At 71.8% G+C, this 13,603-nt stretch carries 13 protein-coding genes; 7 read left to right on the top strand and 6 right to left on the bottom strand.

All coding sequences use genetic code 11. The annotated features are described in order from the left end of the window. Positions 1–62: 62 nt before the first annotated feature. The 3 genes from C1I95_RS14680 to C1I95_RS14670 form a co-directional block, all read right to left on the bottom strand. Complete coding sequence (locus tag C1I95_RS14680) at positions 63–467, bottom strand: Asp23/Gls24 family envelope stress response protein (RefSeq protein ID WP_111214385.1); 405 nt, start codon at positions 465–467, stop codon at positions 63–65. Positions 468–556: 89 nt separating this feature from the next. Beyond that, the gene (meaB, locus tag C1I95_RS14675; protein ID WP_111214384.1) at positions 557–1,561 is read right to left on the bottom strand and encodes a methylmalonyl Co-A mutase-associated GTPase MeaB; all 1,005 of its coding nucleotides are present in this window, start codon (positions 1,559–1,561) and stop codon (positions 557–559) included. Beyond that, positions 1,558–2,757: an acetyl-CoA C-acetyltransferase gene (locus C1I95_RS14670; RefSeq protein WP_111214383.1), complete on the bottom strand. Its 1,200-nt coding sequence runs from the start codon at positions 2,755–2,757 to the stop codon at positions 1,558–1,560. Before C1I95_RS14670 ends, meaB begins: the two co-directional genes overlap by 4 nt. Before the next feature lie 62 nt (positions 2,758–2,819). On the opposite strand from C1I95_RS14670, the gene mce reads away from it, so the two are divergent. The 4 genes from mce to C1I95_RS14650 all read left to right on the top strand — a co-directional run bounded on the left by mce (position 2,820) and on the right by C1I95_RS14650 (position 9,081). After that, positions 2,820–3,284, top strand: a complete 465-nt coding sequence (mce, locus tag C1I95_RS14665; RefSeq protein ID WP_111214382.1) for a methylmalonyl-CoA epimerase — start codon at positions 2,820–2,822, stop codon at positions 3,282–3,284. 333 nt (positions 3,285–3,617) lie between these two features. Next, entirely contained in the window at positions 3,618–4,973 is a 1,356-nt protein-coding gene (ccrA, locus tag C1I95_RS14660) for a crotonyl-CoA carboxylase/reductase (RefSeq protein ID WP_111214391.1), read from the top strand. Between the two features lie 290 nt (positions 4,974–5,263). After that, complete coding sequence (locus C1I95_RS14655; RefSeq protein WP_111214381.1) at positions 5,264–6,526, top strand: cell division protein DivIVA; 1,263 nt, start codon at positions 5,264–5,266, stop codon at positions 6,524–6,526. A gap of 176 nt (positions 6,527–6,702) precedes the next feature. After that, positions 6,703–9,081 (top strand): coiled-coil domain-containing protein, encoded by a 2,379-nt coding sequence (locus C1I95_RS14650; protein ID WP_111214380.1) that lies wholly within the window; start codon positions 6,703–6,705, stop codon positions 9,079–9,081. A 314-nt stretch (positions 9,082–9,395) separates the two neighbouring features. Here the strand turns inward: C1I95_RS14650 and C1I95_RS14645 are convergent, their stop codons facing one another. Together C1I95_RS14645 and C1I95_RS14640 are read right to left on the bottom strand one after the other, a co-directional pair. After that, a complete protein-coding gene (locus C1I95_RS14645) occupies positions 9,396–9,731 on the bottom strand; it encodes a hypothetical protein (protein WP_111214379.1) in 336 nt (111 codons plus the stop codon). After that, positions 9,728–9,910, bottom strand: a complete 183-nt coding sequence (locus C1I95_RS14640) for a hypothetical protein (RefSeq protein WP_111214378.1) — start codon at positions 9,908–9,910, stop codon at positions 9,728–9,730. The genes C1I95_RS14645 and C1I95_RS14640 overlap by 4 nt, the downstream gene beginning before the upstream one ends. A gap of 295 nt (positions 9,911–10,205) precedes the next feature. Between C1I95_RS14640 and C1I95_RS14635 the strand changes: the two genes are divergently transcribed. From C1I95_RS14635 to C1I95_RS14625, 3 genes are all read left to right on the top strand, one after another. Beyond that, entirely contained in the window at positions 10,206–11,006 is an 801-nt protein-coding gene (locus C1I95_RS14635; RefSeq protein WP_111214377.1) for a helix-turn-helix domain-containing protein, read from the top strand. Beyond that, positions 10,997–11,179 carry a DUF397 domain-containing protein gene (locus C1I95_RS14630; RefSeq protein WP_111214376.1) on the top strand — a complete coding sequence of 61 codons (183 nt, stop codon included), beginning with the start codon at positions 10,997–10,999 and terminating at the stop codon, positions 11,177–11,179. Before C1I95_RS14635 ends, C1I95_RS14630 begins: the two co-directional genes overlap by 10 nt. A 295-nt stretch (positions 11,180–11,474) precedes the next feature. Beyond that, entirely contained in the window at positions 11,475–12,710 is a 1,236-nt protein-coding gene (locus C1I95_RS14625; protein ID WP_233513674.1) for an AI-2E family transporter, read from the top strand. Positions 12,711–12,793: 83 nt separating this feature from the next. Here C1I95_RS14625 and C1I95_RS14620 read toward each other — a convergent pair. Further along, positions 12,794–13,603, bottom strand: an 810-nt coding sequence (locus tag C1I95_RS14620) for an alpha/beta hydrolase (protein WP_233513673.1), incomplete at its 5' end; no start/stop codon positions are given.

Raw genomic sequence — 13,603 nt, 5'->3', positions numbered from 1 at the left:
GCCCACACCTGAACGATCGATAAGGCAGTTCGTACCAACCGGTAACCTGAGCTGCCCGGACCTCAGGCGGCGGGGCCTCCGATGGCCACGTCGTCCACCCGGATGTTGATCTCGTCGACCCGCAACCCGTACGCCTCGATCGCCTGGGTCACGCCGACCCGCACCGCCGCGGTCACCTCGGGCACCGGGTGCCCGGCATCGGTCACGATCACCAGGTTGACCACCGCCGCCCCGTTGGTGACGTGGGCCGAGCAGCCCCGCCGGGCGTCACCCACCTGATCCAGCCCGACCCGGTCCAGCACGGCGTTGAAGAACCGGGCGAGATCGCCACCCAGCTCCACCACGCCGGGCACCGCCTTCGCCGCGGCCACCGCGATCTTCTCCACCACCTCGTCGGAGATGTCGGTACGACCACCCGCCACCGCGTCCGGCGTCATCGGCAACTCCTGCGTCATCTCGTGGTCCATGCTTCTCCCAGCGGCCATCGCACCGCCCCACGCGCGTTTGCGGGACGGTGCGAGCGTACTCGTTCGGGAGGGTCCGCAGTGGACGTCGGTCAGCGCGCGAGCTGGGCGAGCAACGCGTCCGCGGCGGCGTACGGGTCGGTCGCGCCGGCAGCCACCTCGGCGGCGAGCGCCGGCAGGTGCGTACCGTCGCGCAGCGAACCGATCCGGGCGCGGAGCACGCCGAGCGCGATGGCCTCGATCTCGGCGGCGGCCCGCGCCTCGCGACGGCGGCGCAGCTCGTCGTGCTCGACCAGCCAGCCCCGGTGCTTGTCGATCGCCGCGGCGATGTCGTCGATCCCCTCGGCCCGGGTGGCCACCGCCCGCACCACCTGCGGCCGCCACTGGCCCGGACCGCGCTCACCGAGGGCGATCATGCCCTGGATGTCCCGGACGGTCGCGTCGGCGCCGTCCCGGTCGGCCTTGTTGACCACGAAGATGTCGGCGATCTCCAGGATGCCGGCCTTTACCGCCTGGATCGCGTCGCCCATGCCGGGGGCGAGCAGCACCAGCGTGGTGTCGGCCAGCGAGGCCACCTCGACCTCGGCCTGCCCGACACCGACGGTCTCCACCAGCACCACGTCACAGCCGGCGCCCTCCAGCACCCGCACCGCCTGCGGGGTGGCCGCCGACAGCCCGCCGAGGTGCCCCCGGCTGGACATCGAGCGGATGTAGACACCCGGATCGGTGGCGTGGTCCTGCATCCGCACCCGGTCGCCGAGGATCGCGCCGCCGGTGAACGGACTGGACGGGTCGATGGCCAGCACGCCCACCCGGTGGCCCCGGGCCCGCAGGGCGCGTACCAGTTCGTTGGTGGTGGTCGACTTGCCCACCCCGGGGGAACCGGTCAGGCCGACCACCTGGGCCTGGCCGGCGAAGGGCGCGAGCGCCGCGGCGATGCTCGGCACCGTCTCGTCGCCCGACTCGACCAGGGTGATCAACCGGGCCACCGCGCGAGGGTCACCCTCGCGCGCCCGCTCGACCAGCACGGGTACGTCCCGGCTGCGGCGCACCGACCCGGTGACCGCCGCCGGGACGTTCGCGTCCGACTCGCTCACTGAGTGGTTTCGGTGGCATCGGGAACGTGGATGATCAGCGCGTCGCCCTGGCCGCCACCACCGCAGAGCGCCGCCGCCCCGGTGCCGCCGCCGCGCCGCTTGAGCTCCAGCGCGAGGGTGAGCACCAGCCGGGCGCCGGACATGCCGATCGGGTGGCCCAGCGCGATCGCGCCGCCGTTGACGTTGACCTTGTCCGGGCTGATCCCGAGGTCACGGGTGGACTGGATGCCGACCTGGGCGAACGCCTCGTTGATCTCGATCAGGTCGAGGTCGGAGACGCTCAGCCCACCCTTGCGCAGGGCGTGCTGGATGGCGTTGGACGGCTGCGAGTGCAGCGAATTGTCCGGGCCCGCCACGTTGCCGTGCGCCCCGATCTCGGCCAGCCAGGTCAGGCCCAGCTCCTTGGCCTTCGCCTTGCTCATCACGACCACCGCGGCGGCGCCGTCGGAGATCGGCGAGGAGCTGCCGGCGGTGATGGTGCCGTCCTTGGTGAACGCCGGGCGGAGCTTTGCCAGGGACTCGGCGGTGGTGTCCGGCCGGATGCCCTCGTCCTCGCTGATCACCAGCGGGTCACCCTTGCGCTGCGGGATGACCACCGGGGTGATCTCGTCGGCGAAGTGACCGTTCTTCTGCGCGGCGGCGGCCCGCTGGTGGCTGGCCGCGGCGAAGGCGTCCTGCTCCTGGCGGGTGATGCCGTGGGTGGCGCCGTGCCGCTCGGTGGACTCGCCCATCGAGCAGCAGTCCCAGGCGTCGGTCAGCCCGTCGAGCGCCATGTGGTCCTTGATCACCACGTCGCCGTACTTGTAGCCGGCGCGCTGGCCGAGCATCAGGTGCGGGGCGTTGGTCATCGACTCCATGCCGCCGGCCACCACGATGTCGAACTCGCCGGCCCGGATCAGCTGGTCGGCCAGGGCGATCGCGTCCAGGCCGGAGAGGCAGACCTTGTTGATCGTCAGGGCGGGCACGGACATCGGGATGCCCGCCGCCACGGCCGCCTGACGGGCCGGGATCTGCCCGGCACCGGCCTGGAGCACCTGCCCCATGATCACGTACTGCACCTGGTCGGGGGCGACCCCGGCGCGCTCCAGCGCCGCGGAGATGGCGATGCCGCCGAGCTTCGCCGCCGGTAGATCCTTGAGGTTGCCCAGCAGGCGCCCCATCGGGGTCCGTGCGCCACTGACGATCACCGAAGCCATAACCGCCTCCGAGGGGGGTGCCGATCTGTACGCCTTAACAATCGTTCGGTCAGACTAGCGTCATGCCTGAGAACTCCCCCGTCGAGCCCGCTGCCGACTATGTCACAGACATCGGTTTGCGCCGTATTGACCATGTTGGGGTCGCGGTCGCCGACCTCGACGCAGCGATCGAATTCTATGAACGGACGTTCGGGATGCGCTGTGTGCACACCGAGACCAACGCCGAGCAGGGGGTCCGCGAGGCGATGCTGGCGGTCGGGCCGACCACCGAGGGCGGCTGCGTGCAACTGCTCGCCCCGCTGACCCCGGAGTCGACCATCGCGAAGTTCCTCGACCGGAACGGCCCGGGCGTACAGCAGGTGGCGTACACCGTGACTGACGTCGATGCAGCCTGCGCGGCGCTGCGCGAGCGCGGCCTCCGGCTGCTCTACGAGACGCCGCGGCGCGGCACCGCCGGCTCCCGGATCAACTTCGTCCACCCCAAGGACGCCGGCGGCGTGCTGATCGAACTCGTCGAACCCGCCTGAAGTGCAAGGAGGGGCCCCTTGTTAACGCCTGAGGCATAGCAAGGGGCCCCTTTTAACACGTCAAACCCCGGGGGCTCAGCAGCCGGCGGACGGACCCGGGAAGCACGGCGGTGAGCGGTTGGCTGGCCCGACGAACAGGTCCGCTCATTGACCAATGCAGTTTTTCACACAGGACTTCCGGCCAAAGCTACCGTTCAGTAGCGTCCGCCTGCACAGAGGTGCGACCGGTGCCGGATGTGTCGGGGACCGACATGGTGGTGGGGCGCACCGGCGCCGACGATGGCAGCACCGGGCGCCCGCGCGCCGGGTGCTCGGCGAGAACCGGAGGTCACCGTGCAGGACATCCTCGAAGCCATCATGGCGGCGGAAGCGTCGGCCGACCCGGAACGGGAACTGGCCGGTGTGGCCGGACTGTCGGTACCGGAGAGCTACCGGGGCGTCGTGGTCCGGGCCGAGGAGGCCCGAATGTTCGACGGCATGACCACCCGGGACAAGGACCCGCGTAAGGCGCTGCACCTGCAGGAGGTGCCTACCCCCGAGCTGGGCCCGGGCGAGGCACTGGTCGCCGTGATGGCCAGCGCGATCAACTACAACACCGTCTGGACCAGCATCTTCGAGCCGCTGCCCACCTTCAAGTTCCTCCAGCGCTACGGCCGCACCTCCGAGCTGGCCCGGCGGCACGACCTGCCGTACCACGTGGTGGGGTCGGACGCGGCCGGCGTGGTGCTGCGGGTCGGCGCCGGGGTGAGCCGGTGGCGTCCGGGCGACGAGGTGGTGGCGCACTGCCTGTCGGTCGAGCTGGAGGACGCGGCCGGGCACGACGACACGATGCTCGACCCGCAGCAGCGAATCTGGGGCTTCGAGACCAACTTCGGCGGCCTGGCCGAGCTGGCCGTGGTCAAGGCCAACCAGCTGATGCCCAAGCCCCGGCACCTGAGCTGGGAGGAGGCGGCCAGCCCGGGGCTGGTCAACTCGACCGCGTACCGGCAGCTGGTGTCGCACCACGGCGCCAACATGAAGCAGGGCGACGTGGTGCTGATCTGGGGCGCCTCGGGCGGCCTCGGCGGCTACGCCACCCAGATGGCGCTGAACGGCGGCGCGGTCCCGGTCTGCGTGGTCTCCTCCCCGGAGAAGGCGGAACTGTGCCGGCGGATGGGCGCCGAGCTGGTCATCGACCGCTCGGCCGAGGGCTTCCGGTTCTGGTCCGACGAGCAGACCCAGGACCCGGACGAGTGGCGTCGCTTCGGCGAGCGGATCCGGGAGCTCACCGGCGGCGAGGACCCGGACATCGTCTTCGAGCATCCGGGCCGGGAGACCTTCGGCGCCAGCGTCTACGTGACCAAGCGCGGCGGCACCATCGTCACCTGCGCGTCCACCAGCGGCTTCCTGCACCAGTACGACAACCGCTACCTCTGGATGCACCTCAAGCGCATCGTCGGCAGCCATTTCGCCAACTACCGCGAGGCGTGGGAGGCCAACCGGCTGGTGGCGCTCGGCCGGATCCACCCGACGGTCTCCCGGACCTATCCGCTGGAGCAGACCGGCCAGGCCGCGTACGAGGTGCACCGCAACGCCCACCAGGGCAAGGTCGGCGTACGCTGCCTGGCTCCCACCGACGGGCTCGGCGTACGCGATCCCGAGTTGCGCGCCCGGCACATCGACGCGATCAACCGGTTCCGCGGGCACTGACCTGACGGACGAGCCACCGATGGCCATTCGGTGAACGCCGATTGGCTTTCCACACCCCCGGCCCGGCGCCCATTCGTGCGATCGGGCCGGGGTGGAAACAAAGGACCCGCCGGTACGCCCCGGCGGCGCAATTCCACGGCACGCAGAGGGCCGTCGGTCCGCCCCGGAGCTGGCATGATCGCCTATCCGCCGTGGCGGTCCGGCGGCCCGCCGAGTTGACCATGTAATGAGGACGGCAAAGGGCGGCACGCTCTTGCGAAGCACCCCGGGGGGTCTGCCAGTATGTCCCAATGCCCCAGCAGCAGTCCTCCCCTCTCGCGTTCTTCGATAACGCGAACTCGCAGCCCGACTTCACTGTTGGCCTGCGCGGATACAACACCGGTCAGGTCGACGACTTCATCGGCCGGCTCAACGGCGCGCTGAGCCAGGCCAACAAGGACCGCGCCGACGCCGAGCAGGCGCTGAACGACGCCCAGCGCCGGCTCCGCCAGTCCGAGCAGCGGCTCACCGCCTTGGAGCAGAAGCTCACCGACGCCAGCAAGCAGCTGGAGGAGAACAGCCGCCCCACGCTGTCCGGCCTCGGCACCCGGGTGGAGCAGATCCTGCGGCTCGCCGAGGAGCAGGCCAACGACCACCGCAACGAGGCCAAGCGCGAGTCGGAGGGAATCCTTTCCGCGGCCCGCCTGGAGGCCCGGGAGATCACCGACAAGGCTCGCGCCGAGGCGGCGGCGATGAAGGCCACCGCCGAGCGGGAGGCGGGCAACGTGCGCACCGCCGCCGAGCGGGAGGCGGCCGAGGTCCGGGTGCAGGCCCGCCGCGAGGCCGATACGCTGCGCGCCGACGCCGAGCGGGAGACCAAGCAGCTGCGTACGGTGACCGCCCACGAGGTCGCCGAGCTGAAGTCGACCGTGGAGCGAGAGGTGGCGACCCTGCGGGCCACCGCCGAGCGGGAGATCACCCAGCAGCGGGCCAAGGCCGCTCGCGAGGCCGAGGAGAAGCGCGCGGAGGCGACCAAGCTGCTCACCGACGCCCGCGACAAGCGGGACAAGGACCTTCAGGCCCTTGAGCTGCAGCTCGCGGAGCGGCGGGAGAAGGCCGAGCGCGAGGAGTCGGAGCGGCACGCCGCCCAGGTGTCGCAGACCCAGAAGCTGGTCAACGAGGCCGAGCAGCGGGCCCGGGCCGCGCAGGAGCGGGCCAAGGAGATCGAGCAGCGCGCCGAGGCCCGCCGGGTCGAGTCGGAGCGCAGCGCCACCGAGACGATCGAGAAGGCCAAGGCGCTGTCGGAGCGGACGCTCAGCGAGGCCCGCGCCGAGTCGCAGCGTCTGCTCAGCGAGGCCCGCACGGAGGCCGAGCTGACCACGCAGGCCGCCCGCCGCGAGGTCGAGGACCTCACCCGGCAGAAGGACGCCGTCACCTCCCAGCTCGGGCAGATGCTCTCCGGCCTGGCCGGCATCGTGCCGGGTGTCCCCAACAACGCCGCCGGGTCGGACAAGGCCGCGACCAAGAAGGCGGACGGGGCCGACGACAAGGTGGCCGCCGAAACGTCCAGCTGACCAGGTCCACCGGGGCATGATCCACGGCGCGGGGTGACACCGGGTGACGGTGCCACCCCGCGCCGCCCTGCATTCGCAGACCTGCCGACCACCGCCCGCCGGATGCCCGTGAAGTAGCTCCCAACCGGGGCGTCCGTATCGCCCCAGGAGAGCCCGATGCGTGTGAGGATGGGGGCATGTCGCACGGCGAGGATCTGTTCGCGCTCAGCGGAGACGTGACCACCCAGCCCAATTTCGAGCTAGCCCTGCGTGGGTACGAGAAACGACAGGTTGACCGGTACGTCGCTCGTGCGGAGCACGAGATCGAGGCGCTGGCGGGCGAGCGGGAACAGGCGTACACCCAGATCCACAAGCTGGCCGGCCAGGTCGAGGTGCTCCAGCGCGACCTCACCGCCGTGCGCAAGCAGGTCGGGGTGGTCGACCGGGCCGCGTTCCGGCACCTCGGCCCGCGGGTGGAGCAGATCCTCACGCTGGCCGAGGAGCAGGCCGAGGACATCCTCGTCGCCGCGAACGAGGAGATCGAGGCCCGCCGGGCCGCTGCCGAGCACATCATCGACGAGGCCCGCGCGGAGGCCGCCAAGGCGCTCAAGGACTTCGAGATCGCCCTGGCCGCCCGCCGGGCCGAGGAGGAGCGGCAGGCCGCGGCGCGCAAGGCGGAGTCCGAGGCCGCCAGCAAGGCGGCCAAGGAGGAGGCCGCCCAGCTGCGCAAGACCGCGCAGGAGGAGACCACCCGGCTGCGCAAGGCGGCCCAGGAGGCGCTGGCCAAGGCCGAGCAGGAGGCCACCAAGCTGCGCGACACCGCCAAGGAGATCCACACCCGGGCCCAGCAGGAGGCGACCAAGCTGCGCGAGGCGGCCCGCGAGGCGCACGCCACCGCCCAGCAGGAGGCGACCCAGCTGCGCGACGCCGCCAAGGAGGTGCACGCCAAGGCCCAGCAGGAGGCCAAGCGGCTGGTCGACCAGGCCACCGAGGCCGGGCGAGCCACCCACGCCAAGGCCAGCCAGGAGGCCAAGCAGATCATCGACGACGCCGCCGAGGCCGGGCGGGCCGCCCGCAACAAGGCCCGTCAGGAGGCCGAGCGACTGACCACGTCGGCCACCGAGGCGGCCAAGCGCACCCGCGCCGAGACCGAGGCGTACGCCCACCGCATGCGCAGCGAGACCGAGGCCCACGTGCAGCACACCCGGGCGCAGGCGCAGCAGGAACTGGGCGCCTGGCGGGCCGGGGTGGAGAAGGAGGTCAACGGCCGGCGCGAGGCGGCGGATCGGGAGCTGGCCCAGCGCAAGGCGAACGCCGAGCGCGAGTTCACCAGCCGCCGCGACGAGTTGGAAAAGCAGTACAAGACCCGCAACGCCGAGCTGGACACCCGGATCCGCACCCGCACCGCCGAGCTGGACGAGCAGATCCGCAGCCGCACGGCCGAGTTGGAGTCGGGGTTCGAGTCGCGCCGGGCGGAGCTGGAGTCGGAGCACGCCGCGCGGACCGAGGAGATCGGCGTACGCGCCGCCGCGCTGGAGTCCGGGTTCGAATCCCGTCGGGCGGAGCTGGAGTCCGGGTTCGAGTCCCGCCGGGCGGAGCTGGAGTCGGAGTACACCACTCGGAAGAACGAGATCGAGCAGGGCGCCGACGGGGTCCGTCAGGCCGCCGAGCAGGAGGCCGCCACCGTACGCGCGCGGGCCGAGGAGCAGGCCGGGGAGCTGTTGGGCCAGGCCGAGACCGGGGCGGTCGAGAAGCGCCGCGAGGCCGACGAGTACGCCACCACCACCCGCCGCGAGGCCGACGAGCACGTCACCACCGTCCGCCGCGAGGCCGACGAGTACGTCGCCGCCTCGCGCCGACAGTTCGAGGAGTACGCGGCCACCACCCAGCAGCACCTGGCCGCGACGCAGCAGGAGGCGGCCGCCGGTCGCCAGCAGCTCGCCCAGGTGATGCTGGACATCGCCAAGGCCCAGCAGCAGCTCGCCGACCTGCGGCAGGAGACATGGAAGTCCCGGCAGGAGTCCGACGAGTTGCAGCGCAAGCTGCTCGACCTGCGTCTCCAGACGGCCTCGGCGCCCGACGGCCCGACCTCACCCGCCCCGGCCGGCCTGGCCAATCCGGCGCCGACCGGCCCGGGTAGCTCCGGACCTGACGGCCCGACCTCACCCGCGCCGGCCGGCTCGGGCACGCCGGTCTCCGCCGGCTCCGGCGCGGCCGCGACGGCTGCCGCCGGCGGTACGTCCGTCAACGGCGGGCGCCCGGCACCGGATGACGCCCTTCCGTCGACCAAGCCGGTGGGCGAGCCAGTCACCACGGTCGAGGATGGCCCGGCGGCGAAGCCCGGCGCGCCGGTCACCACAGCCGACGGCGCTACGGCGAGCACCGGCGTGGACGGCGAGCCGACAGTGGCGGCGATGCCGGGCACGGGTGGCCGGGCTGCCACACCAACAAAGATCACCAGCACCGGCGAGAACGGCAAGCGGCCGACCAAGCCGACCACGGACGAGCGCAGCGCCAAACCGAGCAAGGTCACCGACGAGCGCGAGGCGACACCGAGCACGGTCAACCCCGACTGACGGCGCGCACCACAACATCGCAGGGCCAATCTCCGACCGGGCAACGCGCGACCACCTCAGAGGGGCCACGCGTCGTCGCTTCGACCGCACACGCGGCCGTCACCGCCGCCGGCCACACATGGTCACCTCGGGCAGGCCACAAATCGTCACCGCCGACCGGCCACGCGCCGTCACCGACGACCAGTCACGCGCCGTCACCGCCGCCGGCCACACAATGTCACCTCGGACAGGCCACGCGCCGTCACCGACGACCAGCCACGCACGGCCCGTGCAACACACCACCGCGCCGCTGGGGCACGGCCCGGTCCAACACATCAGGGCGTCCGCTGGGGCTGGGGTCGGCGGGGCGGTCCCCAGGCGACGAAACGATCGAACAGGGCCCTAGGCTCCGGACCGTCGTGCGGGTTGAGCCGGTAGAGGTCGCGCATGGCCTCGTACATCAGGCCGGCGAGGTAGATCGACAGGCCGATCGGGTTCCCGTCGAATTCCACCCTGAGTAAAAGCCGGGCCTGGGCACAGGGCCAGGGCTGACCGTCGGCGCGGCAGCACCACATCGGCCGCAATGGGGTGTGCGGGATATCGTCGCCGGCCGCGCGGGGACGCTCGGGCCGGGGGCCACGGCCCGGGGTCGGGAGCCGCGTACCGATCACGATCGGCCCCCGTTCGCCCGCCACTGCTGGCCCGGAGTGAGCCAGCCGGGGCGTCCGGGGTGCTGAACCGGCAGCGGCCGGGTGGGCTGGCGCATCCACTCCGGCAGGTGCGTCCCGCGCCGGCGCTGCGGCAACACCGGCAGGATCTTGGTCGGGCACTGGAACCACCGAACACGCACGTCGACCTCCGTGAAGAAGCCTTTGGGTACGTCTGTTGCTGCTCCAGCGATGCTCTAGCGACAACAGACGTACCCAAAGTGGGTGGGAGGGGCCGCCCCGCACGGGGGAAGGGGACGGCCCCGGCCAGAACCCGCCCGCGCCCTCCCCGGCAGCGAGCGAATCCGGCATGGCTGACAGTCTGGTGAGCGGGCCGCTACCGTCGGAAGGCATCGAGGCTGGTCGTAGCGCGTCTTCGAAGGCTGCGAGTCGGTTGTGATTGTCGAGCGATTCTCGGTACGCGATTGTGGAGGCATTGTGGAGGCATCGACCGCCGACCTGATCCGGGCACAGCTTCGCCGGCTGCGGGTCGCCGCCGGGCTGAGTCAGGAGGAGTTCGGCAAGCTGGTGCACTACTCGGCTTCGATGGTGTCCGCCGTCGAGACGGGCACCCGGCCGTACGAACGGCCGTTGCTCGCCCGCGCCGACGAGGTGCTGCGCTCCGGCGGGCTGCTGGTGTCGCTGCTGCGGATCGCCGAGCGGGAGGGCCAGCCCTCGTGGTTCCTGCCCTGGCTGGACGCCGAACGCCTGGCCCGCCAGCTCCGGATCTTCCAGCCCACGCTGATCCCGGCGCTGCTTCAGACCGAGGGCTACGCCCGCGCGGTGATCCGCTGCGACGACCTGCTCAGCGACGAGGAGGTGGAGAAGCGGGTCGCCGCCCGGCTGGACCGGCAGGCCATCCTCACCCAGCCGGACCCACCCCAGTTCATCGCGGTCATCGACGAGGCGATGCTGCACCGGCGGGACGAGCGCTTCCGGGCGTTGATGGTGCACCAGATCGAGCACCTGATCGCCTGCGCCGAACGGCCGAACGTCAGCATCCACGTCATCCCGCTCAGCGTCGGCCTGCACGTCGGCCTCTCCGGACCGTTCTCGCTGGCCCGGGGCGTGGACGGGGGTTGGGTGGCAATCATGGAGAACCAACTGACCGCCTTGCCGACCGACGGCGAGGCGGACCTGGCTACCCTGTTGGCGCGCTGGGAGACGGTGCGCAACGAGGCGCTGTCCCGCCAGCAATCGATCGAACTCCTCAAGGAAGTGGTCAAGTCATGGAGCTGAGCGGCGCGACCTGGCGCACGGCCACCCGCAGCGGCAACACCGACTGCGTCGAGGTGGCCGACAACCTGCCCGGCGTGGTGGCGGTCCGTGACAGCAAGGACCGGCGGGGCCCGGTGCTTGCCTTCACCCCGCAGACCTGGCACTCCTTCATCACGCACGTCAAGCGGCGCTAGCACCCCCATGCAGCCCCGAAACGACCAATCTGGGCCACCTCCGTTCCAGATCTTGGACAGTTCCCGTTAGCTAACGGGAACTGTCCAAGATCTCCCGGCACGCCTCACCCCGGGGGGTGGATGCACGGTCGCACATCTATTGCCCGCTGACGCGACGCCGCTGGTTCGGGCTGCCCGCCGGGCACTACCCTGCCGACAGCACCACTGGGCCACGACGGCCGGGCGGGCCGCACCGAACTTCGGCAATCGACCGCCAGGGGCGGGACATCGCCAGGGGCGTGAATGGGGAGGCCGGATGACGCAGGACGGGCCGGAGCAGTCCGGGACGCGGGCAGAGGGTACCGGCGACGGGGTGAGCGACGGGGTGAGCGACGGCGCTACCGCGGGCGGGAGGCCACCCACTACCGCGGACGCGGCCACCGTCGTGACGGAGGGGACGCCGTCGGCCCCCGCACCGGCGCAACGCTCGGTGGGCGGGGACGCCGGGCGGTTCGGCATCCCGGGTCGCCCACTGCGGCGCAACAGCTTCCTGGTCGGCTTCACCGGGGCGCTCGGCGTGCTGCTCGCGTACGCCGTCTATCTGGGTTTGCGCAACGCTGCGGGGATCCTGGTCCTGGTGGTCATCGCGCTGTTCCTCGCGGTGGGCCTGCACCCGATGGTGGCCCGGCTGCACTCCTGGGGGCTGCCGCGCGGCCTCGCCGTCGCCGCCGTCACGCTGACCGTGCTGGCACTGCTCTGCGCCGGCGTGCTGGCGCTGGTGCCGCCGATCGTGACCCAGACCGGGCAGTTCCTCGACCAGGTGCCGAGCTACCTGGAGGCGCTACGCCGCAACGAGACCGTCAACGAGCTGGCCGAGCGGTTCGACCTGGTGCGCCGGGCTCAGGAGGCGGCCAACGCGGACGTGGTCGGCCGGGCGCTGGGCGGGGTGCTCGGCGGTGCCCAGTTCGTCTTCGGCACGGTCTTCCGGGTGCTGACCGTGCTGGTGCTGACCATCTACTTCCTGGTCTACTTCGACCGGCTCCGCGACCTGAGCTATGCGCTGGTGCCCCGGTCGCGTCGGGAGCGCGTGCAGCTGATCGGCGACGAGATCCTCACCAAGGTCGGCGCGTACATGGTGGGTGCGCTGACCATCGCGGTGCTGGCCGGTGCGGTCGCCTTCGTGTTCGCGCTGGCCGTCGGCCTGCCGTACCCGTTCGCCCTGGCGGTGGTCGTCGCGGTGACCGACCTCATCCCGCAGATCGGCGCGACCATCGGCGCGGTGATCGTCAGCCTGGTCGGGTTCGCCACCGACCCGTCCGTCGGGATCGCCTGCGTGGTCTTCTTCGTGGTTTACCAGCAGATCGAGAACTACCTCATCTATCCCAAGATCATGCGCAGGTCGGTGCAGGTCAACGAGGTCGCGGCACTGGTCGCCGCGCTGCTCGGGGTGTCCCTGCTGGGGGTGATCGGCGCACTCATCGCCATCCCCACGGTGGCCGCCGTCCAGCTCATCCTGCGCGAGGTGATCATCCCTCGGCAGGACGCCCGCTGACTTCCCCCACCCGACCGCGGCGCCCATCGGCGCAGCTCGCGCTCGATCCTGGAAGGAGTCTCAAGCGCTGGGCGATGCGAGAATCAGTCGGCCCGGCGCTGCTGGGGGCCCGCCACCGGGGTGTCGGCGAACGCGGCCACCGTGCGGTCGGCGTACGCGCTGGCGTCCCCGGTCTCCATCGGGCCGTCCCAGGTGGTGGGCAGCGGCACCGGCACCGCCGGGTTGATCCGCCGGACCACCTCGTCCAGCACCGTCTCGGCGTCGCCGACCCACAGGTGCTTGGCGCCGGGCACGCCGACCACCTCGGCCTGCGGCACCGCGGCGAACCGCTCGCGGGCCTCGGCCGGACGCAGATAGTCGTCGAACTCCGGCACCAGCGCCGTCAGCGGTTTGCCCGACTCGGCCCAGTGGTTCAGGTCGGCCGGCTCGGAGAAGCGCAGCGGCGGGGAGAGCAGGATCGCGCCGGTCACCGCCGGGTCGCAGCCGTACTTGAGCACCAGGTCGGTGCCGAACGACCAGCCGAGCAGCCAGATGTCCGGCAGCTCGTGGAACTCGGCGTACTCGATGGCGGCGGCCACGTCGAACCGCTCACCGACGGCCGCGTCGAAGGCCCCCTCGCTGGTGCCGCGCACGCTGCTGGTGCCCCGGGTGTTGAACCGGAGCACCGCCACGTCGGCCAGGGCGGGCAGCCGCCAGGCCGCCTTGCGGAACACGTGGCTGTCCATCATGCCGCCGTGGGTGGGCAGCGGGTGCAGGCAGACCAGGGTGGCCGCCGGTTCCCGGTCGGCCGGGCGGGCCAGCTCGCCGACCAGCCGCAGGCCGTCCGCGGTGTGCAGCTCGATGTCCTCCCGGTGCCCGGGCAGGATCGAGGAGGCGCGGATCGGTGTGCTCAC

The organism is Micromonospora craterilacus, assembly GCF_003236315.1.
Classification (GTDB): Bacteria; Actinomycetota; Actinomycetes; order Mycobacteriales; family Micromonosporaceae; genus Micromonospora; species Micromonospora craterilacus.
The sequence above is the reverse complement of the archived record's forward strand: the minus strand, read 5'-3'. Positions and strand labels throughout refer to the sequence as shown.